We start from the raw sequence: 20850 nt of genomic DNA, 5'->3' as shown, positions 1-20850 counted from the left end.
TAGCCCACGAGAGGCCGGAGCGTCGAGCTCCGGCCTCTCGTGCATCCCGCTGATTAGACTTACCGGCACCCGATGGAAGGAGGGGCACGATGTCGCTGCTCTCCTCGATCTCGCATCCGCGTGATCTGGACGCCCTCTCGCTCGCTCAGCTGGAGACGCTTGCGGCTGAGATCCGCGCGTTCCTCGTCGAGAACGTCGCGCGAAGCGGCGGACATCTGGGGCCCAACCTCGGCGTGGTCGAGCTGACGCTCGCGATTCACCGGGTCTTCGACTCGCCCCGCGACCCGGTCGTCTTCGACACCGGGCATCAGTCCTACGTCCACAAGCTCATCACCGGACGTCAGGACTTCTCACGGCTGCGCTCGCGCGGCGGACTCGCGGGCTACCCCCAGCGCAGTGAGAGCGAGCACGACGTCGTCGAGTCGTCCCATGCGTCGAGCTCGCTCAGCTGGGCTGACGGCATCTCCCGCGCCTTCGCCCGCACCGGTCGCACCGACCGCCATGTCGTCGCGGTCGTCGGTGACGGGTCTCTGACGGGCGGGATGACGTGGGAGGCGCTCAACAACATCTCGGACGACAACGACCGCAATCTGGTCATCGTCGTCAACGACAACGGTCGCTCCTACGCCCCGACGATCGGCGGGATGGCGCGGTTCCTGAACAAGGTGCGCACGACCGAGGGCTATCGTTCGCTGCACGAGGGCTCGGCCACGCTGTTCGGCCGGCTCGGGCCCGCGGCGCGCGCGGTCTACCGCGGTCTGCGAGGGGGAACGCACGGGTTCCTCTCGCGCTTCGTGAACAACGAAGCGCTCTACTCGAATCTCGACATCAAGTACCTCGGCCCCGTCGACGGGCACGACCTCGAGGCCATGATCGAGACCCTGCGCCTGGCGAAGTCGTATGGAGCCCCGGTCATCGTGCACGCGATCACCGAGAAGGGGCGGGGCTACGCACCTGCTCGCCTCGACGAGGCCGATCAGTTCCACGCGGTCGGCAAAATCGATCCGGCCACCGGGCAGCCCGTCTCCGCGGGCGGCAAGACGAGCTGGACGGATGTGTTCGCCGAAGAGCTCGTGTCTGCGGGGGAGCGCCGCAGTGATGTCGTCGCGATCACCGCCGCGATGCTGCGGCCGACGGGTCTGCTGCCGTTCGCACAACGCTTCCCGGATCGTGTGCTCGACGTCGGCATCGCCGAGCAGCACGCCGTCGCGGCCTCCGCGGGACTCGCCTTCGGCGGCTTGCATCCGGTCGTCGCGATCTACGCGACGTTCATGAACCGTGCGTTCGACCAGATGATGATGGACGTCGCGCTGCACCGCGCGGGTGTCACGTTCGTGCTCGACCGAGCGGGCGTGACGGGGCCCGATGGGCCGAGCCACCACGGCATCTGGGACCTCGCGATGCTCCAGCTCGTGCCCGGCGTGCGCATCGCCGCGCCCCGGGACGCGGAGCGCCTGCGCGAGGTGTTCCGCGAGGCCGTCGAGATCGAAGACGCACCGACGGTGGTCCGCTACCCGAAGGGCTCGGTCGGCGACGAGCTGCCGGCCGTGGAACGTCTGGACGATGGGACGGAGGTGCTCGTGCGGGGCGAATCCGACGATGTCCTCATCGTGGGAATCGGTCCGATGGTGCGTCTCGGCATCGAGGTCGCCGAGCGCCTGCGAGCACAGGGGATCGGCGCGACGGTCATCGATCCTCGCTGGGTGGTCCCCGTCGCGCGGTCGGTCGTCGACCTCGCGGCGCAGCACCGGCTGGTGATCACGATCGAGGACGGCATCCGGGTCGGCGGCATCGGTACCCGCATCCGTCAGGTCCTTCGCGAAGCCGGGATCGACACGGCCGTCGACGAGCTCGGTCTGCCCGACGAGTTCATCGACCACGCCGAGCGCGACGAGATCCTCGAGGACGCCGGCCTCACGGCAGCGAAGATCGCGCATGACGTCGTCGCGCAGGTTCTCGGCACCCGCATCCCGATCGCACGTCCGAGCGCCGATGCCGAACAGGACTGGGCGGATGCCGCGGACGCGCCGGGCCGCGAGGGTGCGAGTGACGGCGAGCCTCAGCCTCGCCAGCGCTGACGTCGGCGCTGCCCGGGATCGATGATTCGGTAGCGGTCGTCGAGGGCATCCTCTGTCGCGGCATCCGGATCCGTGGTCCGCACAACGTCGCCGAACCCCTCGGCGTCGAGGCGGAGGGCTCGCCTCATGGTGATGAACCACGCTCCTGCGAGTCCGATGGCGCTGAGAGGCACGTTGACGAGGTAGGCGGTCGCTGCGGTCCACCCGCCACCCGAGTCGCCGAGAAGCGCGGGAAGGGTGACCGTCGTGGTGACGACGCCGACCAGCGCGCCGTACGCCGAGAAGGCGAGGAGATGTGCGCCGACACGTGGCAAGCGTCGCAGCAGGCGACCGAGCGCGTACGCGCCGGGGGAGCCGATCACCACAGCGGGGACGGAGACGAGCAAGATCGCCGCGGTGCCCACGATCAAGCTGAAGCCGCCTGTCAGCACCGCCCAGCCGACGATGAGCAGCAGCGTCGTCGTGCCCCACGCGCAGGCGGTGCCCCCGAGGAACTCCGTGCGGGTGAAAGCGAGAGGTTCGGCATCCGTGCGGGGCGAGTCACGCCGCGGCGAGGGTGGCGGGTGCGGGCCGATGACCGTCACGAGCGCGCCTCGGCGATGAGGTCGAGGAGTTCGCGCAGCGGTCGGCGCAGCATCGGAAGGCGCGCGAGGGGGAGCGCCATCGCGAGTAGCGACATCCCTCTGTCGAGAAGGCGCCGCGTCTTCGCCTGCTCGTCAGAGTCGTCGTAGACCCAGTACATCGCGAGCAGCAGGTGCGAGAGGACGAGCGCGCCGGGCAGCGCCTCCGCGATGTCCGCGGGGAGCTTGTGATCGGCGCCCTCGACGGCGGTGCGGAAGAGGTTCTCGACGATCGCGAGCGATGCGTTGGACTCGGGCGACAGGGGATTGATCGACGAGCGCGGAGACACCGCCGCGGTCAGGAACTCGGGCGCGTGGTGGTGCGTCGGCGTCAGCTGGTCGAGTCCCGTGTGGAAGACGATCGCGAGTCTCTCCTTGAGGTCACGCGACGACTCGAGGCGGGGGAGCGCCGCAGCCCGATGAGCCTGCTGCACCTCCTGATAGAACTCCTGGACGAGTTCGTTCTTGGAGGCGAAGTGGTAGTTCGTCGTCCCGACCGAGACCCCCGCTTCTGAGGCGATGTGCCGGATGGTCGTCGCGTCGTAGCCGCGTTCACGAAACGATCGCAGCGCGGTCTCGACGATCAGGGCGCGGGTACGGTCTCGCTTCGACCCGGCGGGTTCCGGTTTGCTGAACATGTTCAGATAGTAGCGTCCGGCCCGGAGATCACGACCGTTCCACGCCCACGTGAAAGCATGAAGGGATGACCGGCGACAATCTCACACGTACCGACGCTCAGCGGCGCGCAGCCGATATCCGAGTCGACACCATCGACGTGCGACTCGATGTCCGCGACGCCCCACGTGCGGATGTGACGACCTTCGGCACCCGCGCCATTCTCTCGTTCGATGCGCCCGCGGGCGGGGAGACCTGGGTCGACTTCCTCGGATCGGCCGTCGACACGGTCACGGTGAACGGCGAGAGCCGGCCGGTCGAGTGGGACGGCGCGCGCATCCGACTCTCCGACCTGGCGGAACGCAACACCGTCTCGATCGAGGCGCGCGGCGTCTACAGCCGCTCCGGCGAAGGGCTGCATCGTTTCGTCGACCCCGTCGACGGCGCCACCTATCTGTACACGCAGTACGAACCCGCCGATGCGCGCCGCGTGTACCCCTGCTTCGAGCAGCCCGACGTGAAGGCGCGCTGGCGGATGCAGGTTGTGGCTCCGGAAGGATGGCGGGTGCTGTCCAACGGCGCGGAGACCGATCGCCGGGATGTCGACGGTGGTACCGAGGTCACTTTCGCCGAGACCCTCCCGATCTCCAGCTACATCACGGCCGTCGCGGCCGGGCCGTACCACCGCGTGGACGGGGTCTGGGACGGGCCCGAGGGGCCCGTCGACCTGGGAGTCCTCTGCCGCGCCTCGTTGGCGGCGTTCCTCGACGCCGAGGAGATCATCGACATCACCCGCCGCGGGCTCGCGTACTTCGGCGAGGCGTTCGGTCTCGGCTATCCGTGGGGCAAGTACGACCAGATCTTCGTGCCGGAGTACAACCTCGGGGCGATGGAGAATCCCGGGCTCGTCACTTTCACCGAGGCCTACGTGTTCCGCGGCGCTGCGACGGCGGCCCAGCGCGAGGCGCGCGCCAACACGATCCTCCACGAGATGGCTCACATGTGGTTCGGCGACCTCGTGACGATGCGATGGTGGGACGACCTCTGGCTCAAGGAATCGTTCGCCGACTTCATGGGGTCGCACGCATCGGTCGCGACAGGGCTCTATCCGGATGCCTGGGTGAGCTTCGCCAGCCGGCGGAAGGGGTGGGCCTACGAGCAGGACCAGCTTCCGACGACGCATCCCATCGTGGCCGACATCCCCGACCTGCAGGCCGCCAAGCTCAATTTCGACGGCATCACCTATGCCAAGGGCGCGTCGGTGCTCAAGCAGCTCGTCGCGTATGTCGGCGAGGAGCCGTTCTTCGCGGGCGCACGGCGGTATTTCGCCGACAACGCCTTCGGCAACACCACGCTCGACGACCTGCTGACGGCGCTCGAGCACGCGTCGGGGCGCGATCTGCGCGCCTGGAGCCGCGCATGGCTCGAGACGACCGGCATGTCCGATCTTTCCGTCGAAAGAGACGAGGCCGGTCGCGCCACCGTCGTGCAGAGCGACCCCCGGCCCCACCGCGTGACGATCGGGCGGTACGTGGAGACGGACGGAGTCCTCCAGCGAGAGCATGCGACGGAACTCGATCTCGTCGACGCCAGGACCCCGATGGGCGGCGACGCCACTGGCCACATGATCCCGAACGACGACGACCGCACCTACGCCAAGGTTCGTCTCGATGAGGACACGACGGCAGCGCTCGAACGCTCGCTCTCGACGATCGGCGACCCGCTCGCCCGGTCGGTCGCGTGGGCCGCGCTGTGGAACGCGGTGCGTGACGGTCGCCTCGCCGTCGCGCGATACCTGCGAATGGTCGGAGCGCATGCTGCGGCCGAGACGCACACGGGTCTCCTCGCCGACGCCGTCGCGCACGCGGACTACGCGATCGCGCACTATGCCGCTCCCGATCAGCGCGGGGCGCTCGCTTCGGACTGGCTCGAGAGCGTCTGGCGATCGCTGCACGAGGCCCGTCCCGGCAGCGACGCGCAACTCGTGTGGGCCCGGGCTCTGGGCGCCGCTGCCGCCGTGGACGCCGGACGCGCTCAATCTGTGCGCCGGCTGCTCTCGGGCGAGGACGAGACTCCGGAGGGCCTCGAGCTCGACGCCGACCTCCGATGGGGCTGGTTGTTCGCGCTCGCGGCGACCGGCGCGACGAGCGTCGACGACATCGACGCGGAGCTCGACCGGGACGACACCTCGAAGGGGCGGCGCGCCCACCGCGCCGCCCGGGCGGCGCTTCCGGAGCGCGCAGTGCGAGAAGCCGCGTGGCGCGCCGCATGGACCGACGAATCACTGTCGAACGACGAGCTCGACGCCACGATCGCCGGGGTTCGCGCCGGTGGGCGGCGAGATCTCATCGCCGCGCTCGACGGGGACTACTTCTCGCGGATCGGGCGGGTCTGGGAGACCCGGAGCATCGAGATCGCACGACGCCTCGTGCGCGGCCTGTTCCCCGCGACGGACGACCTGACGGCGGCCACGGCGTGGCTCGACGCGCACCCGGACGCGCCGGCTTCTCTGCGCCGCATCGTGATCGAGCAGCGCGACATCCGCGAACGCGACCTCCGGGTGCAGAGCGCGCAGCGCGCCAGCGCCGCCTGACGCGACGAGGGCCCCGCGGCTTTCGTGCCACGGGGCCCTGATCGACGATCAGCGCCGGGTGTCAGCGGTGCGCGATCCCGCGGATGGGCGGGTGGTGGAACGTGTCGCCGAAAGCCCTCTCGGAGGCCCCCTCGCGGTCGAGGTACGGCGAGGCCCCGCCGTCGATGAACGGCCAACCCGCGCCGAGGATCAGGCACAGGTCGATGTCCTCGACCTCGGGGACGACGCCCTCGTCGAGCATGAGATTGATCTCCTGCGCCAAGCCGTCCTGTACGCGCTGGAGGATCGTATCTGCTCCGACCGGCGATGAACCCGTCGCCTTCTTCGCCACCTTCTCCGCGGCCTTGGTGAAGCCGGTGACGCGCCCGCCCTTGTCCTTCTCGACGACCTCGGGAAGCTCGGCGAGCTGGTGGAAGTTCTCGTTCGCGTAGAAGCGCTCGGGGAACGCGGAGGTCATGGTGTCCTGCACGTGCGCGGCGACCTTCCAGCCGACGAGGTCGATGAGCTGGAACGGTCCCATCGGAAGACCGAGCGGCGCGAAGGCCCTCTCGACATCGGCGACGGGTGTGCCCTCGTAGACGGCCCGCGCAGCCTCGCCCATGACCTTGGCCAGCAGGCGGTTCACGACGAAGCCGGGCGCGTCCTTGGTCAGCACGGCGTTCTTGCCGAGACCCTTCGCGACGACGAAAGCGGTCGACAGGGCGGCATCTGTCGTCTGTGGCGTCTTCACGATCTCGATGAGCGGCATGACCGCGACCGGATTGAAGAAGTGGAAGCCCACGAGGCGCTCGGGGTGGGCGAGCTTCGCACCGATCTCCTCGACCGACAGCGACGACGTGTTCGTCGCGAGGATCGCGTCGTCGGCGACGATCTTCTCGATCTCGCCGAACACCTGCTGCTTGACCCCGACCTCCTCGAACACGGCCTCGATGACGAAGTCGCAGTCCGCGTACTCGGTCTTGTCGACGGTGCCGTGGACGAGCGAGCGGAGCTTGCCTGCGGTGTCGGAGTCGATGCGTCCCTTGGCCTCGAGCTTTCCGATCTCCTCGTGGATGTAGGCGAGTCCCTTGTCGACTCGCGCCTGGTCGAGGTCGGTGATCAGCACGGGTACCTGGAGCTTCCGGACGAACAGCAGCGCGAACTGGCTGGCCATGAGACCGGCGCCGATGACGCCGACCTTCGTCACCTTCTTCGCGAGCGCCTTGTCGGGTGCACCGACGGGCCGCTTCGCCCGCTTCTGCACGAGATCGAAGGCGTACATCGACGCGGCGAACTGGTCGCCGGAGATCAGTTCGGCGAGAGCGTGGTCCTCGCGCGCGAAACCTTCGTCGCGCGAGCCGCTGCGCGCCTTCTCGAGCAGCTCGAGGGCCAGGTAGGGCGCCTTCGGCACGGTGCCGATCTTCGACTCGAGCATTCCGCGGGCGACCTTGATGGCGATGGGCCATTTGGTCAGTCGCTCGAGCTTGCCGGGTTCGTTCTTCCGCGTCACCGAGACAGTGCCCGACAGCACGCGGTCGGCCCACGCGAGAGAGTCCTCGAGGTAGCTCACCGCCGGGAAGATCGCGTCCATGATGCCGAGATCGAACGCCTGCTGCGGCTTCAGCACGCGGTTCTGCTTGAGCGGATTGCTGATGACCACCTCGAGCGCGTTCTCGATGCCGATGAGGTTCGGCAGCAGGTAGGCGCCTCCCCAGCCGGGGATCAGGCCGAGGAAGACCTCGGGCAGGGCGATCGCTGCGGCCGAGGCATCCACCGTCCGGTAGGTGCTGTTGAGCGCGATCTCGAGGCCGCCGCCGAGCGCCAGTCCGTTGACGAACGCGAAGGAGGGCACGCCCAGTTTCGACAGACGCCCGAGCACCTGGTGCCCGCGCTGCGCGACGAGCTTCGCGATCTCCTTCGAGGGCAGTCGCGAGACGTCGGACAGGTCGGCTCCCGCAGCGAGGATGTACTGCTTGCCGGTGATGCCGACCGCATCGATCTCGCCCGCCGCTGCGCGGGAGGCGAGTGCGTCGAGCACCCCGCCCAGCTCGGCGAGCGTCGCCGGGCCCAGGGTGTTCGGGCGGGTGTGGTCTCGGCCGTTGTCGAGAGTGATGAGCGCGAGCGTGCGGCCCGAGGCGAGTCGGACGTCGCGCACCAGCGAGTGAGTGACGACCTCGTCGCCGGTGAGGGCGTCGAGGGGCGAGAAGTCGATGTCGTCGTAGGTCATGTCGGCGCGCCTCACTTCTTCGCGGTCTTCTTCTTGCCGGTGTAGTGGGGGTTCTCCCAGATCACCGATCCACCCTGGCCGAGGCCGACGCACATCGCGGTGAGGCCGTAGCGCACGTCGGGACGCTCCGCGAACTGGGCGGCGAGCTGGATCATCAGACGCACACCGGATGCCGCCAACGGGTGACCGACCGCGATCGCACCGCCCCACGGGTTGACCCGCGGATCGTCGTCGTCGATGCCGAAGTGGTCCAGCAGCGAGAGGACCTGCACCGCGAACGCCTCGTTGAGCTCGAACAGCCCGATGTCATCGATCGTCAGCCCAGCTTTTGCGAGCGCCTTCTCCGTCGAGGGGATCGGACCGATACCCATCACCTCGGGCTGGACGCCGGCGAAGCCGAACGACACCATCCGCATCTTCGGGGTGAGCCCGAGCTCCTTGACCGCGCGTGATCCGGCGAGAAGGCTGATGGTCGCGCCGTCGGTCAGGGGAGACGAGGTACCTGCCGTCACACGGCCGTGCGGCCGGAACGGCGTCTTGAGCTGCGCGAGGCCTTCCATGGTGGTCTCGGGCCGGCGCCCCTCGTCTTCGGTAGCGAGGCCCCACGCGCCGTCGGCGGACTTGACCGCGACGGGAACGAGGTCGGGCTGGAGTTTGCCGGCGTCGTATGCCGCCTGTGCCTTCTGCTGGCTGCGCATGCCGAAGCGGTCGGCCCGCTCCTTGGTGAGCACCGGGAAGCGATCGTGCAGACGCTCGGCGGTGATGCCCATGTTCAGCGCATCGGCGCTGACGAGCTTCTCGGTGAGGAACCGAGGATTGGGATCGGTGTCGCCCCCGCCGAGCGGGTGGCGGCCCATGTGCTCGACGCCGCCCGCGAGGGCGAGGTCGTACATGCCGATACCGATCGAGCCGGCCATCGTGGTGACGCTTGTCATCGCGCCTGCGCACATGCGGTCGATCGCGAAGCCCGGCACGCTCTGCGGGAGCCCGGCGAGGATCGCCGCGGTCCGGCCGAGGGTCAACCCCTGGTCGCCTTGCTGGGTCGTCGCCGCGATCGCGACATCGTCGATCCGGTCGAGCGGCAGATCGGGGTTGCGTTCGATCACGCCCCGAATCGCTTTGACGACGAGGTCGTCCGCTCGGGTGTTCCAGTACATGCCCTTCTCGCCGGCGCGCCCGAACGGGGTGCGCATGCCGTCGATGAAGTAGACGTCCGAGATCTCGGCCACTTTGCCTCCAGAAGATGGGATCGAGTCCAGCCTAAGGACCCGAGGAAGCCGGGAAAATCGGTTGGGTCGAACCTACGAAGCACTCGAGGGCGGCGCGGCATCCCCGTTCACGGAATCCACAAAGGCTTGAGCGATCAGCTGTGCGGTCTGCTCAATCTGCCACCGGCGCGCTCCGAGCTCGGCGAGGGCATCGCCGACGGTCTCGGGTGAGATCTCGGCGGGCGGCGCCCATGCGACGCGGCGCAGCAGCTCCGGGGTGAGCAGGTTCTCCGTCGGCATCGACAACTCTTCCGCGCGCTGCTCGATCAGCGGTTTCGCCGCCTTCAAGCGGGCGTCGGCCGGAGGGTTGCGATCGACCCATGCGCGGGGCGGCGGCAGGCCGTCGCCGGGCAGGCGGTCGGGTGGCAGCGACTGCTCGGCGCGTCCCGCCTCGAAAGCAGCCCACCACCGGTCGAGCTGCGAGCGGCTCGCGCGGCCGGTGAAGTCCTTGACCTTCGCCAGGTCCTGTTTCGTCTTCGGGTCGGCCGCGAGCGCCGCGACGAGCGCGCGATCGGGGACGAGCCGGCCGGGAGCGATGTCCTGTTCGCGGGCATACTCCTCGCGGGCGGTCCACAGTGCGCGGGCGACCGCGAGTGCGCGGCGGCCCCGGATGGTGTGGAGGCCGCTGAGGCGGCGCCACGGGTCCTCGCGCGGCGGTTTCACCGGCCGATCGAGGACCGCTTGGAACTCCTGTGCGGCGAAGTCGACCTTGCCCTGCGCCTCGAGCTCCAGGGCGAGCGCGTCGCGGACGTCGACGAGGTGCTCGACGTCGAGCGCCGCGTATTCGAGCCACGACTGCGGCAGCGGGCGTGTCGACCAGTCTGCGGCGGAGTGAGCTTTGGCGAGGACGATGCCCAGCGTGTCCTCGACGACGGCGCCGAGCCCGACGCGCGCGTGCCCGAGCAGGCGTGCGGCGAGCTCGGTGTCGAAGATCGACTTCGGATCGAGCCCGGCCTCGCGAAGCGACGGAAGGTCCTGGCTCGCAGCGTGCAGCACCCACTCGACGTCGCCGATCGCGGCCTGGAGGGGTGCGAACGTCGAGATCGCGGGTGGATCGAACAGGTGCACGCCGGCGCCGCGGCGGAAGACCTGGATGAGATAGGCGCGTTGCGAGTATCGGAAGCCCGACGCCCGCTCGACATCCACGGCGACGGGGCCGTCGCCGGCCGCGAGCAGTTCCGCGGCGCGTTCGAGTCCGGCGTCATCGGCGATGACGGTGTATTCAGCCACGGTTCCCCCGGCGTGCTCCGAAGACGGCGACGCCTTCCGACCCCGGAGGCAGGCCGGCCAGCATGCAGGTCAGTTCCGCCCAGGCGTCGATATGGGCGGTGATGTCGCCGACGGGGCTCCACGAGGCGCGCAGTTCGATCTGTGCACCGTCACCCTCCTCGGCGAGGCTTCCGAAACCGCGCGAGAGAGTCTTCGTCGCGGTTCCGGAGACGGAATGGAACGAGGCGCCGCGGTGGTCGAGCGCATCGATGAGCCACGACCAGGCGACTTCAGCCAGGAGCGGGTCGACGCCGATCTCGGGCTCGAGCGGTGCCTGGGCGAACGCGACGATGCGCCACGGGCCACCCCAGGCGTCGGGTTCGTCCTCGTCGTGGAGGACGACGATCCGCCCGGTGCCGTACGGGGAGTCGACGGCATGCTCTTCGGGCCGCACATCACCCGCCAGCGCGAGGGATTCCGGCGCGAGTCCGGTCGGCGCGGGGATCTCGCGCACGACGAGGTCGTCGCGGAAGGTCATCGTCAGCACCGCCTCGCGAGCGATGACGAATGCCGTCGCGTCGGCGGGAGGACGGGAATCGGCCACGTCGACAGACTAGAGTGAGGCCTCGATGATGGGTTCCAGGCGCGCCGGGGCTGCGGGCGCATCTCCCGCAGCAGCCGCCGCCGCGAAGACGACGATCGCGGCACTCGCCGGAGCTCTCGGAATCTCGTTGGCAGCGCTCGGAACGGTGTCGATGCGGGTCGCCCGCAAGGTCGTGACTCCCGCCGGCCGTGTGCCCGACACCGATCTCCTGGCCGTGGATGTGGCCGCTCAGACCCTCACGCTTTCGCGGAACGCCGACACCGAGCTGCCCGGACGCTACGGGCTCTTCACGACGGGGACAGCGTCCTACGTCAAGGTCGGCGCGGTGCTGGCTCAGGACGAGACCTCGGTCAAGCGCAAGCTGCTGACCGAGATCGGAACGGATGACCGGCTCTCGGCTGCTGCCGCGTTCAGCGGCTGGTACTACTCCGATCCCGCCGAGCTGCATCTGCCCTATCGATCCGAGCTCGTCGGATCGCCGCTCGGGCCCTGCCCGGCCTGGTTCTTCCCCGCCGCCGACGCGTCGGGTGAGCCGAGCGACACCTGGGTCATCCAGATCCACGGACGTGGCACCACTCGGGCGGAGACGCTCCGCGCGGTCCCGGTGTTCCACGCCGCCGGCGTCTCGTCGCTGCTGGTGTCGTACCGGAACGACGGTGAGGCACCGCGCAGCCGATCAGGAACATACATGCTCGGCGCGACCGAATGGCGCGACGTGGATGCGGCGATCGGGGCGGCCCGTCGCCGTGGTGCGCGGCGGATCTTCCTCATGGGATGGTCGATGGGAGGCGCGATCGCGCTCCAGGTCGCTCTGAACTCGGCCCACCGCGACATCATCGCCGGGGTCGTGCTCGAATCGCCGGCGATCGACTGGCGCATCGTGCTCGATTACCAGGCGCAGCTGCTGCGCATCCCCGGCCCCGTCGCGACCACCGCCGTCCGGGCACTCGACAGCGCGTGGGGCTCGCGGGTCGTCGGACTGAACACGCCGATCCCGTTCGACCGGCTCGACGTCGTCGCACGTGCGCGCGAGCTGCGGCATCCGATCCTCATCCTCCACAGCGACGACGACGGCTTCGTTCCCGCGGATGCGTCGTACCAGCTGGCCGAGGCGCGTCCCGACCTCGTCGAGCTGGAGATCTTCCAGACCGCCCGCCACACGAAGCTGTGGAACTACGACCCTGAGCGGTGGACCACGGTCATCCGCGAATGGCTCGGGCGTCGACGCTCAGCCGCAGATAGCTGAAGCCCGCAGCATCCATCAGCGCACCCGTGACCCGCGTCGACACGTCCGTCGACACGGGAAGGACGGGATGCCGCACCGGCCCGATCCGCGGCGCGATGGTCAAGCAGATCTCGTCGATGACACCCGCGGTGAGGAACTGCGCGGCGATCGTCGGGCCGCCTTCGCAGACGACCCGCTGCCATCCACGCGACGACAGCGCATCGATCACTCGGGCGGGCGAGAGGTCCGGACCGGGACCGGCCGTGATGACCGAGACACCGGCGGGCGCATCGGCGACCACGCCGTCGGGGACGACCAGCACCACCCGGTCGGCGTCGGCGCCCGCGAGGCGGTGCCCGTCGAGTCGACCCGACCGCGAGACGATCGCGAGAGCCGCGGTGCGCGGGACGACATAACCCTCGGCGCGGACGCTCTCAGCCCCCACCACCACGACGTCGGCATCGCGGCGGATGATCCCGAGGATGCTGCGGTCGGTCGGGCTCGTGATGGTGTCGCTCGTCCCATCGCCCCCGGAGGCCGACCCGGTGAGGGTGGTGACCATGTTCAGGCGGACGTAGCCGCCCGGGGCTCGCCGGTAGCGTCGAGCGAGCCAGGCTCGTCCGACATCCGTGGTGGAATCGGCGCTCTCACCTGTTTCCGGAAGCATCTCGCTCACACGCACGGCGTCATCCTTTCACGCGGTTAGGGTTGATCCGTGACGAGCACATCCGCCGGAATCCTGCGCCTCAGCGACCGTCGTCCCGAGGTGAGCGGCACCGAGATGCTCGCCGCCCTCGTGCCGCCGCCGCAGTTCGACGCGGCGACATTCGACTCCTACCGGGCCGACCCGCAGTACCCGTCCCAGCAGGAGGCGAAGGACCTGCTCGAGACCTTCGCCGGCGGCGGTGCGCCCGTCGCACGCGGGGGGCTGTTCCGCCGCGCGAAGAAGGCGCCGGAGACGAAGCCCGGCGTGTATCTCGACGGCGGATTCGGTGTCGGCAAGACCCACCTGCTCGCCGCGATCTATCACGCGATGCCGGCTCGCCGGAAGTACTTCGGTTCGTTCATCGAGTACACCGCGCTCGTGGGAGCCGTGGGCTACCAGAACACCGTCCAGCTGCTGCGGGGGGCCGACCTGCTCTGCATCGACGAGTTCGAGCTCGACGACCCGGGCGACACGATGGTCATGACGCGGCTCCTCGGCGAACTCGTCGCGTCGGGCACGCGTCTGGCAGCGACCTCGAACACTCCGCCGAACGCGCTGGGCGAGGGGCGTTTCGCGGCCCAGGACTTCCTGCGCGAGATCCATGCGATGTCGGCGAGCTTCCAGACGATCCGGATCGACGGCACCGACTACCGGCAGCGTGCCGTGGACGGGCACGCGGTCGCGCTGGCCCCCGAACAGTACGAGTCCGAGATCGCGGACGCTGCCGCCTCCGGCCTCGTCTCGGACGATGCCTTCTCCGACGTCATCGCGCACCTCGCGACCGTGCACCCGTCGCGCTACATCCGTCTCGTCGACGCCATCTCGACGATCGGGCTGCGCGACGTCACGCAGCTGACGGACCAATCGGCGGCGCTGCGCTTCGTCGCGTTCGTCGACCGCGCCTATGACGCGCAGATCCCGATTCGGGCGACCGGCCGGCCTCTCGACGAGGTCTTCGGCGACGAGATGCTCGGCGGCGGATACCGCAAGAAATACCTGCGCGCCATCTCGCGCCTGGTGGCTCTCACCCATTCCTGAGCACTCGTCGAGGGTTCGCGCGGCCCGCGGAAACCTGATGTTTACCGGGGGAGCGGTCGCGTAACCGATCGGAAACACGACTGCGCCGTCTGGGGAAACTGGCGGCCTCGACACTGAGGGGACCCGACGCTACACCTGCGTCCCTGCAGAGAGGTTCCCTTCGAGATGGATCAAGGCAACACCGCATTCATACTCATCGCGGCCGCATTCGTCCTGCTGATGACGCCAGGACTCGCATTCTTCTACGGCGGTCTCGTCAAGGCCAAGAGCGTCATCAGCATGATGATGATGAGCTTCGGCGCACTCGGCCTGATCGGCGTCCTCTGGGTGCTCTTCGGGTACGCCATCGCCTTCCCCGGCGCTGAGGGGACCGTCGCCCCCTGGTCGATCGACTGGAGCGCCATCGGTCTGAGCAGCCTGCTCGAGACGCCCGACGACGCCGCCTTCCCGCCCATGGCCTTCGTGTGCTTCCAGGCCACCTTCGCGATCCTCACCGTCGCGCTCGTCTCCGGCGCCATCGCCGACCGTGCCAAGTTCGGCGCGTGGATGCTGTTCGCCGGCGTCTGGGCGACGATCGTCTACTTCCCGGTCGCGAGCTGGGTCTTCAACTTCGGCCTCGCCGACGACGGCTCGTTCGAGTACGGCGGCTGGATCACCAAGGGTCTGCAGGACGTCTTCGGCGTCGGCGCGATCGACTTCGCCGGCGGAACGGCCGTGCACATCAACGCCGGTGCCGCCGCTCTCGCCCTGGCCCTGGTGCTCGGCAAGCGCGTCGGCTTCCAGAAGGGCGTCCACGTTCCCCACAACCCGCCGTTCGTCCTGCTCGGTGCCGGTCTGCTGTGGTTCGGCTGGTTCGGCTTCAACGCCGGCTCCGAGCTCGCCGCCGACGGCACGGCCGCGCTCGCGTTCATCAACACGATCGCCGCTCCGGCCGCAGCCCTGCTGGCCTGGCTCCTCGTCGAGAAGATCAAGGACGGCAAGCCCACGTCCGTCGGCGCCGCTTCGGGTGCCGTCGCCGGCCTCGTCGCGATCACCCCGGCCTGCGCCTCCGTCGACCCGATCTGGGCCATCCTGCTCGGCCTCATCGCCGGTGCCGCCTGCGCCCTCGCGATCGAGCTGAAGTACAAGCTCGGTTTCGACGACTCGCTCGACGTCGTCGGCATCCACCTCGTCGGTGGTCTCATCGGCACGCTGTACCTCGGCTTCTTCGCCAACGGCACCGGCCTGTTCATGGGTGGCGACGCGAGCCAGCTGATCGTTCAGGCGATCGCCGCTCTCGCGGTTCTCGTCTACTCCTTCGTGCTGGCCTTCATCATCGGCTTCGCGATCGAGAAGACCATCGGCTTCCGTGTGAAGAACGAGGACGAGATCGCCGGCATCGACACCGTCATGCACGGTGAGGTCGGCTACACCCTCTCCGACGCGAAGGTCTGATCAGGCCTCGCATCTCAGCCCGGGCGGGGCATCGCGGAGTGATTCGTGGTGCCCCGCCTCGCGTGTGCCCGAGGTGGGGGCCGTGTGCGTCGCTGCGGCGTTCCGTGCTGCAGCGTTCCGTGCTGCAGCGTTCAGTTGGCAGGCGACGCCGCTTCGCGTGGGGTGAACGGGCGTCAGCTGCCAGGTGAGCCGGTAGGGGAAACGGGACGGCCCGCCCCAGGCGCTGGGTTAGTTTGGGCGCATGGGTGTGCTTTCACGAGTGTGGGATCTGCTGCGTCCGCGCCGGACGGCGGATGGTTCATCCCGCCCTACCGGAACGCGGCCCCGCGCGAGCACCGGCACGCCGCCCCGCGGCGGCGGACGCCTTGCGTCGCGCGAAGCGGCCGGGACTGCGGCATCCGTCATCGAGGTGGCTCTGCCCGATGCTCGCGGCCTGCGTCTGGCTTACGAGCCCCGACCGGGCACTGACCCCGATCCCGGTGAGATCGTCTGGGCGTGGGTGCCGTACGCGGAAGATGCCGCGCGCGGCAAGGACCGACCGCTGCTCGTGCTCGCGCACGCCGAGGGTGACCGGAGCTGGGCGATGAAGCTCACGAGCAAGCCGCACGACGGGGAACGCGACCACATCCCGCTCGGCACGGGGGACTGGGACCGCGAGCGACGTCCGTCGTGGCTCGACGTCGACCAGATCTATCTCGTGCCCACGAGCGGCATCCGCCGGACGGCCGGCGCGCTCGACCGCGCGACCTACCGCCGAGTCGCACAGTCTCTCTCCGAGCGCTACGGCTGGCGCGCCGCCGGCTGACGGCCCGCACCCGGGCGGCTGCGCCGAGAGCGCACCGTCGACGTGAGCACGTACCGCCCGGCGTGCGCTTTCGTGGCGAGAGTGCGTCCTCGTGCGGTTGGGGGCCTGCCGCGACCGGTGTCCGGGTGGTTTCATGACGTCATGAGTGGATCGGTATCGGGAGCGCCGGGGGCGCACGCGGGGGAGCCTCACGGGGCGTCGATGTCGGGGCGGCTGAACTGGTTGCGCGCCGGTGTCCTCGGCGCGAACGACGGCATCGTGTCGACCGCGGCCCTCGTCGTGGGTGTCGCGGGCGCGACATCGGAGACCGCCCCGATCTTCGCGGCGGGTATCGCGGGTCTCGTGGGTGGCGCGATCTCCATGGCGCTCGGAGAGTACGTCTCGGTCAGCAGCCAGAGCGACAGTCAACGCGCCATGATCGCCAAGGAGCGCCGTGAGCTCGTCGAAGACCCTGCGGCCGAGCTCATCGAGCTCGCGGGCCTCTACGAGAGACGCGGCCTCTCTCCGGAGACCGCTCGCCGGGTGGCCGAGGAGCTGACCGAGCATGATGTGGTCGCCGCGCACCTCGAGGCGGAGCTCGGGCTGACCGAGGACGAGGTCGTCAGCCCCCTGGCCGCCGCCGGTGCCAGCGCGCTGGCGTTCACCATCGGTGCGCTGCTGCCGCTTCTCGCGATCCTCCTGCCGCCCGCCGACATCCGGGTTCCCGTCACGTTCGCGGCCGTCCTCATCGCCCTCGCTCTGACGGGCTACCTGAGCGCCCGGCTCGGCGACAGCCCCCCGCTCCGCCCCATGGTGAGGATCGTGGTCGGCGGCGCGCTCGCACTGATCGCGACGTTCACCGTGGGCTCTCTGTTGGGCGTCTCCGGCGCCGTTTGAGCTGGCCCGCGGCGGTGATCGGCCTCGAGCACGCACGCGCGCCGCGAGCACGCACTGGCTCAGGTGTACGTTCGCGGTGAGGGTGCGTTGTCGGCGAGTCGTTCCGGCCGGAAAGCGCGAATCTGGCGGGTCCAGGCGGCGAGTGTTGCGGCGAGAGCGAGTGCCAGGACGGCGGGGATGCCGGCGGCCGCGGCGAGATCGGCTGCGTCGACGCCTGCGGCGAGCAGCGCGCCTCCGAGTGCCGAGCCCGCGGACGCACCGAGATACATCGCGGCCATCTGGAACGCGATGATCGGCATCGCCTGATCGGATCGGTCTTTGGTGAGCGCCTGCTGGAGTGTGGGCACCGATGCCCATCCCGCGGCGCCCCACACCGCTGCGGCAGGAATCCATGCAACGGGGGAATCGGCGAGCCACAACGTCGCGAAGCTCGCGATCAGCAGTGTCGGCAGGACGATGAGGAACGGCCGGGGCCCGAACCTGTCGAGCGGTCGACCGATCACCGCCGATCCGGCTACCCCGCCGATGCCCCATGCCCACACGAGCGCGAAGCCCCACTCGGCCAGGCCGCCGGCCTCGGCCATCGGCATCAGGTAGGTGTACAGGCCCAGGCTGGCCGTCCCGAGGAGGAATGCCGCTGTGATCCCCACCGCGATGCGTCGAGAACGGAGAACGCGGAAGGCCCCGCCGCCCGCCGCGGTGACCAGCCCGGGCAATCGGCGCGCGCGAGCTGCGAGCGCGACCATGCCGAGCACCCCGATGGCAACGACGAGGCCCATCGTCCATCGCCATCCCGCGCTCTGTCCGATGACCATCCCGAGGGGCACTCCTGCGACGGTGCCGGTCGACAGCCCGAAGGTCACCATCGACATTGCCCGCCCGCGGTCGTGTTTCTCGACCATCGCGGCGGCGGTCGCTGTGGCGATGGCGGTGAGAACACCTGCTCCGGCGCCGGCGACGACGCGGGAGGCGAGGAACACCTCGATTCCCGGTGCCAGCGCGGTCGCGAGATTCCCCGCGTTGAAGATCCCCAGTGCCCACAGGAGGGCTCGGGCGGCACCACGGCGTGCGAGAGGGCTCGACAGCAGTGGCCCCGCGACGGCATACGCGGCTGTGAAGGTCGCGACGCCCAGCCCGATCGCCGCGACGGTCGTCTGAAGCGACGTGGCGATCTGCGGAAGCACGCCGGCGAGGACATATGCATCGACGCCGAGCGCGACAGCGGCGACGACGAGGGGCCAGACGCGGCGGATCACGCCTCCGCCTCAGAGCCAAGGTCTTCGCCGTACGCGGCGAGAACGCTGTCGAGCAGCCCGGGGAAGCGGTACTGCAGGTCGCCGTCGCGAAGCCGGATGAGGCACTTGCGCCCCTGAGCGCGGACGAACACGACACCGGACTCGCGAAGCAGGCTGGTGTGATGCGTGAGGGTCGAACGGGGGAGATCGGGGCCGAGCTCGATGCTGTCGACCTCGCCCCGTTCAGCGAGACTCCGCACCATGTCGAGCCGGAGCGGCTCGCTCAACGCGAAGAGCACGCGGGGGATCGCGATGTCGTCGGTGTCGGGGTGTTCGTAGGTGCGCGGAGACATGCTCGCCCTCCAACTGTTCGAGATCTGTCGAACGATCATCATTCGATAAATCTCGCACGTTTGCAATCCCGTACGCGGCGAGAACGTACGGATGCCGCGAGCGTGCATGATCCGCGGTGCGTGCTCGCGGCGACGGTGCGTGCTCGGCGTGCGGGGCTTAGCTTGCAAGAGGGCGTGGGGCAACGAAAACCGCCCCGGTCGAAGGACCGGGGCGGGATGGTGGGCGATGCGGGACTCGAACCCACGACCTCTTCCGTGTGAAGGAAGCGCGCTAACCAACTGCGCCAATCGCCCGTGCTGGCCCGTGAGGGCCGAGACACGAGCATACCGGATGCTGCGGCGGTTCCCGTACGCGGAGGTGAGACACGCGCGGGGCGCCGCCGGTTTTGCACTCGCGCGATCGTCGGCTAATGTTTAACAAGTGCCGGAGCGATCCGGAACGAAATGCGGATGTAGCGCAGTGGTAGCGCATCACCTTGCCAAGGTGAGGGTCGCGAGTTCGAATCTCGTCATCCGCTCGAGTGCGAGGATCTCCCGTCAGGGTGATCCGGCACGTGGGTCAGAACCACACACGGTGGCGTGGCCGAGCGGCTAGGCACCGGCCTGCAAAGCCGTTTACACGGGTTCGAATCCCGTCGCCACCTCGCCTCATAACTGAACAGCCTGTATAGGCGCGATTGGCGCAGCGGTAGCGCGCTTCCCTGACACGGAAGAGGTCACTGGTTCGATCCCAGTATCGCGCACCGAGTAAAACCCCCGGTCTCACCGGGGGTTTTGTCGTTTACCGGCAGGGTGAACCCGCCCGCCGGTTAGGCTCGGCGCCATGACTCAGCTCGTGCTCACCGTGGTCGGAGACGACCGGGTCGGACTCGTCCGCACACTCGCCGACACCGTGGCGGCGCATCGCGGGAACTGGGAGCGAAGTGAACTCGCGGAGCTCGCCGGTGCTTTCGCGGGCATCGTGCTCGTGGACGTGCCCGCCGACCGCGAAGCCGGTCTCGTCGAGGCGCTCGAGCGCCTCGACGGTCTGCTCCGCATCACGACGCACCAGCCGCTGGCTCCCGTCGTCGCGAGCGGACAGGTGCTGCGTTTCACCGTGCTCGGCAACGACCGCCCCGGCATCGTCCGCGAGGTCAGCGATGCGATCGGTGCTCACGCCCTGAGCATCGACGCCCTGACCAGCCGCACCCTCGATGCCCCGATGGCGGGTGGCACGCTCTTCGAGGCCACCCTCGTGGTGCGCCTCCCCGCCGAGTTCGACGCCGCCGAGGTCGTGGCCGACCTCGAGCGCCTCGCCGGCGAGATCCAGGTCGACCTCACCCTCGCGTGACCCTCGTCGACGACATCCGCCGCGCTCTGCAAGCCGCGGCGCAGCCGGAACGAGCACCCGCGCAGCAGGCCTACATGAAGTCGTCGATGCCCTTCCTCGGCATTCGTCTTCCCGAGGTTCGCCGGCTCGCTCGAACGCTCGGGGCGGGGGAGTCGGATGCCGCGGCGCTCGGCGCGGCCGCGCGGACCCTCTGGGACGAGGCCTCCCACCGGGAGGAGCGCTATGCGGCCATGGCGCTGCTGGCGCTGCCGCCGCTTCGAGGCGCACGGGAGTCGCTGCCTCTCATCGAGCACATGGTGCGAACGGGGCAGTGGTGGGACATCACCGACGAGTTGAGCGGGCGCGTCCGCGATCTGCTCGTCGCCCATCCCGAGCAGATCGCGCCCGTCATCCGGGCGTGGGCGCGCGATGCCGATCTCTGGATACGGCGGGTCGCGATCCTCTCCCAGTTGACGCGGCGCTCCGGCTTCGATGTGCAGCTCTTCACGGATGTCATCGTCCCGAACCTCGCCGATTCGGAGTACTTCATCCGCAAGGCGATCGGATGGGCGCTCCGCGAGCGCGCGCGCGTCGACCCGGACGGGGTGCGCGCGTTCGTCGACGAGCGGGGAGTGACCGGCCTCAGCAGGCGCGAGGCGCTCAAGCGCCTGTGACC

The 20850-nt window shown here is 69.3% G+C and carries 18 protein-coding genes and 4 tRNA genes; 12 read left to right on the top strand and 10 right to left on the bottom strand.

All coding sequences use genetic code 11. The annotated features are described in order from the left end of the window. Positions 1–89: 89 nt before the first annotated feature. The gene (gene dxs / locus ACU6RU_RS07270) at positions 90–2078 is read left to right on the top strand and encodes a 1-deoxy-D-xylulose-5-phosphate synthase (protein ID WP_120262858.1); all 1989 of its coding nucleotides are present in this window, start codon (positions 90–92) and stop codon (positions 2076–2078) included. Here dxs and ACU6RU_RS07265 read toward each other — a convergent pair. Both ACU6RU_RS07265 and ACU6RU_RS07260 read right to left on the bottom strand, forming a co-directional pair. Then, positions 2060–2662 (bottom strand): hypothetical protein, encoded by a 603-nt coding sequence (locus ACU6RU_RS07265; RefSeq protein ID WP_446726214.1) that lies wholly within the window; start codon positions 2660–2662, stop codon positions 2060–2062. The two genes, dxs and ACU6RU_RS07265, sit on opposite strands and share 19 nt — an antisense overlap. Beyond that, positions 2659–3336, bottom strand: a complete 678-nt coding sequence (locus ACU6RU_RS07260) for a TetR family transcriptional regulator (protein ID WP_446726213.1) — start codon at positions 3334–3336, stop codon at positions 2659–2661. The genes ACU6RU_RS07265 and ACU6RU_RS07260 overlap by 4 nt, the downstream gene beginning before the upstream one ends. A gap of 65 nt (positions 3337–3401) precedes the next feature. Here ACU6RU_RS07260 and pepN point away from each other — a divergent pair, with 65 nt between their 5' ends. After that, positions 3402–5906 (top strand): aminopeptidase N, encoded by a 2505-nt coding sequence (gene pepN / locus ACU6RU_RS07255; protein WP_446726212.1) that lies wholly within the window; start codon positions 3402–3404, stop codon positions 5904–5906. Positions 5907–5967: 61 nt separating this feature from the next. On the opposite strand, the gene ACU6RU_RS07250 is transcribed toward pepN, so the two are convergent. The 4 genes from ACU6RU_RS07250 to ACU6RU_RS07235 form a co-directional block, all read right to left on the bottom strand. Beyond that, positions 5968–8112 (bottom strand): 3-hydroxyacyl-CoA dehydrogenase NAD-binding domain-containing protein, encoded by a 2145-nt coding sequence (locus tag ACU6RU_RS07250; RefSeq protein WP_446726211.1) that lies wholly within the window; start codon positions 8110–8112, stop codon positions 5968–5970. A gap of 11 nt (positions 8113–8123) precedes the next feature. Then, positions 8124–9341 (bottom strand): thiolase family protein, encoded by a 1218-nt coding sequence (locus ACU6RU_RS07245; protein WP_120262853.1) that lies wholly within the window; start codon positions 9339–9341, stop codon positions 8124–8126. A 72-nt stretch (positions 9342–9413) separates the two neighbouring features. After that, on the bottom strand, positions 9414–10610 hold the full coding sequence (locus ACU6RU_RS07240; protein WP_120262852.1) for a ribonuclease D: 1197 nt from the start codon (positions 10608–10610) through the stop codon (positions 9414–9416). Continuing rightward, positions 10603–11193: a DUF3000 domain-containing protein gene (locus ACU6RU_RS07235; RefSeq protein ID WP_120262851.1), complete on the bottom strand. Its 591-nt coding sequence runs from the start codon at positions 11191–11193 to the stop codon at positions 10603–10605. Before ACU6RU_RS07235 ends, ACU6RU_RS07240 begins: the two co-directional genes overlap by 8 nt. Positions 11194–11218: 25 nt before the next feature. Here ACU6RU_RS07235 and ACU6RU_RS07230 point away from each other — a divergent pair, with 25 nt between their 5' ends. Further along, a complete protein-coding gene (locus ACU6RU_RS07230) occupies positions 11219–12439 on the top strand; it encodes an alpha/beta hydrolase family protein (protein WP_120262850.1) in 1221 nt (406 codons plus the stop codon). Here ACU6RU_RS07230 and ACU6RU_RS07225 read toward each other — a convergent pair. After that, on the bottom strand, positions 12393–13100 hold the full coding sequence (locus ACU6RU_RS07225; protein WP_259455195.1) for a dihydrofolate reductase family protein: 708 nt from the start codon (positions 13098–13100) through the stop codon (positions 12393–12395). The two genes, ACU6RU_RS07230 and ACU6RU_RS07225, sit on opposite strands and share 47 nt — an antisense overlap. A gap of 33 nt (positions 13101–13133) precedes the next feature. Here ACU6RU_RS07225 and zapE point away from each other — a divergent pair, with 33 nt between their 5' ends. The 4 genes from zapE to ACU6RU_RS07205 all read left to right on the top strand — a co-directional run bounded on the left by zapE (position 13134) and on the right by ACU6RU_RS07205 (position 17277). Then, positions 13134–14162, top strand: coding sequence for a cell division protein ZapE (zapE, locus tag ACU6RU_RS07220; RefSeq protein WP_120262849.1), 1029 nt, complete (start codon positions 13134–13136; stop codon positions 14160–14162). A gap of 165 nt (positions 14163–14327) precedes the next feature. Continuing rightward, a complete protein-coding gene (locus ACU6RU_RS07215; RefSeq protein WP_120262848.1) occupies positions 14328–15596 on the top strand; it encodes an ammonium transporter in 1269 nt (422 codons plus the stop codon). Between the two features lie 241 nt (positions 15597–15837). Next, positions 15838–16401 carry a type II toxin-antitoxin system PemK/MazF family toxin gene (locus ACU6RU_RS07210; RefSeq protein WP_446726210.1) on the top strand — a complete coding sequence of 188 codons (564 nt, stop codon included), beginning with the start codon at positions 15838–15840 and terminating at the stop codon, positions 16399–16401. A 141-nt stretch (positions 16402–16542) separates the two neighbouring features. After that, positions 16543–17277, top strand: a complete 735-nt coding sequence (locus ACU6RU_RS07205; protein ID WP_120262846.1) for a VIT1/CCC1 transporter family protein — start codon at positions 16543–16545, stop codon at positions 17275–17277. Between the two features lie 59 nt (positions 17278–17336). Here ACU6RU_RS07205 and ACU6RU_RS07200 read toward each other — a convergent pair whose 3' ends face one another. The 3 genes from ACU6RU_RS07200 to ACU6RU_RS07190 all read right to left on the bottom strand — a co-directional run bounded on the left by ACU6RU_RS07200 (position 17337) and on the right by ACU6RU_RS07190 (position 19159). Next, positions 17337–18533, bottom strand: coding sequence for an MFS transporter (locus ACU6RU_RS07200; RefSeq protein ID WP_289331294.1), 1197 nt, complete (start codon positions 18531–18533; stop codon positions 17337–17339). Next, positions 18530–18865: an ArsR/SmtB family transcription factor gene (locus ACU6RU_RS07195; protein ID WP_446726209.1), complete on the bottom strand. Its 336-nt coding sequence runs from the start codon at positions 18863–18865 to the stop codon at positions 18530–18532. The genes ACU6RU_RS07200 and ACU6RU_RS07195 overlap by 4 nt, the downstream gene beginning before the upstream one ends. Positions 18866–19082: 217 nt before the next feature. After that, positions 19083–19159: transfer RNA gene (locus tag ACU6RU_RS07190), tRNA-Val, on the bottom strand. Positions 19160–19311: 152 nt separating this feature from the next. Here ACU6RU_RS07190 and ACU6RU_RS07185 point away from each other — a divergent pair. The 5 genes from ACU6RU_RS07185 (at position 19312) to ACU6RU_RS07165 (ending at position 20848) form a co-directional block, all read left to right on the top strand. Beyond that, positions 19312–19383, top strand: a tRNA-Gly gene (locus ACU6RU_RS07185). A gap of 55 nt (positions 19384–19438) precedes the next feature. After that, positions 19439–19509, top strand: a tRNA-Cys gene (locus ACU6RU_RS07180). Positions 19510–19536: 27 nt separating this feature from the next. Beyond that, positions 19537–19608, top strand: a tRNA-Val gene (locus tag ACU6RU_RS07175). A gap of 80 nt (positions 19609–19688) precedes the next feature. Then, the gene (locus ACU6RU_RS07170) at positions 19689–20195 is read left to right on the top strand and encodes a glycine cleavage system protein R (protein ID WP_289331296.1); all 507 of its coding nucleotides are present in this window, start codon (positions 19689–19691) and stop codon (positions 20193–20195) included. Continuing rightward, complete coding sequence (locus ACU6RU_RS07165) at positions 20192–20848, top strand: DNA alkylation repair protein (protein WP_446726208.1); 657 nt, start codon at positions 20192–20194, stop codon at positions 20846–20848. The genes ACU6RU_RS07170 and ACU6RU_RS07165 overlap by 4 nt, the downstream gene beginning before the upstream one ends. The last annotated feature ends 2 nt before the right edge of the window (positions 20849–20850 follow it).

The organism is Microbacterium sp. F1-18 (assembly GCF_052921305.1).
This window is presented reverse-complemented; position numbering and strand designations above follow the sequence as displayed.

Excerpts from the sequence above, each read along its gene's own strand:
- ACU6RU_RS07230 (WP_120262850.1), top strand. The coding sequence starts at position 11,219 with ATGATGGGTTCCAGGCGCGCCGGGGCTGCGGGCGCATCTCCCGCAGCA.
- ACU6RU_RS07250 (WP_446726211.1), bottom strand. The coding sequence starts at position 8,112 with ATGACCTACGACGACATCGACTTCTCGCCCCTCGACGCCCTCACCGGC.
- ACU6RU_RS07170 (WP_289331296.1), top strand. The coding sequence starts at position 19,689 with ATGACTCAGCTCGTGCTCACCGTGGTCGGAGACGACCGGGTCGGACTC.
- dxs (WP_120262858.1), top strand. The coding sequence starts at position 90 with ATGTCGCTGCTCTCCTCGATCTCGCATCCGCGTGATCTGGACGCCCTC.
- pepN (WP_446726212.1), top strand. The coding sequence starts at position 3,402 with ATGACCGGCGACAATCTCACACGTACCGACGCTCAGCGGCGCGCAGCC.
- ACU6RU_RS07215 (WP_120262848.1), top strand. The coding sequence starts at position 14,328 with ATGGATCAAGGCAACACCGCATTCATACTCATCGCGGCCGCATTCGTC.
- ACU6RU_RS07205 (WP_120262846.1), top strand. The coding sequence starts at position 16,543 with ATGAGTGGATCGGTATCGGGAGCGCCGGGGGCGCACGCGGGGGAGCCT.
- ACU6RU_RS07195 (WP_446726209.1), bottom strand. The coding sequence starts at position 18,865 with ATGTCTCCGCGCACCTACGAACACCCCGACACCGACGACATCGCGATC.
- ACU6RU_RS07260 (WP_446726213.1), bottom strand. The coding sequence starts at position 3,336 with ATGTTCAGCAAACCGGAACCCGCCGGGTCGAAGCGAGACCGTACCCGC.
- ACU6RU_RS07210 (WP_446726210.1), top strand. The coding sequence starts at position 15,838 with ATGGGTGTGCTTTCACGAGTGTGGGATCTGCTGCGTCCGCGCCGGACG.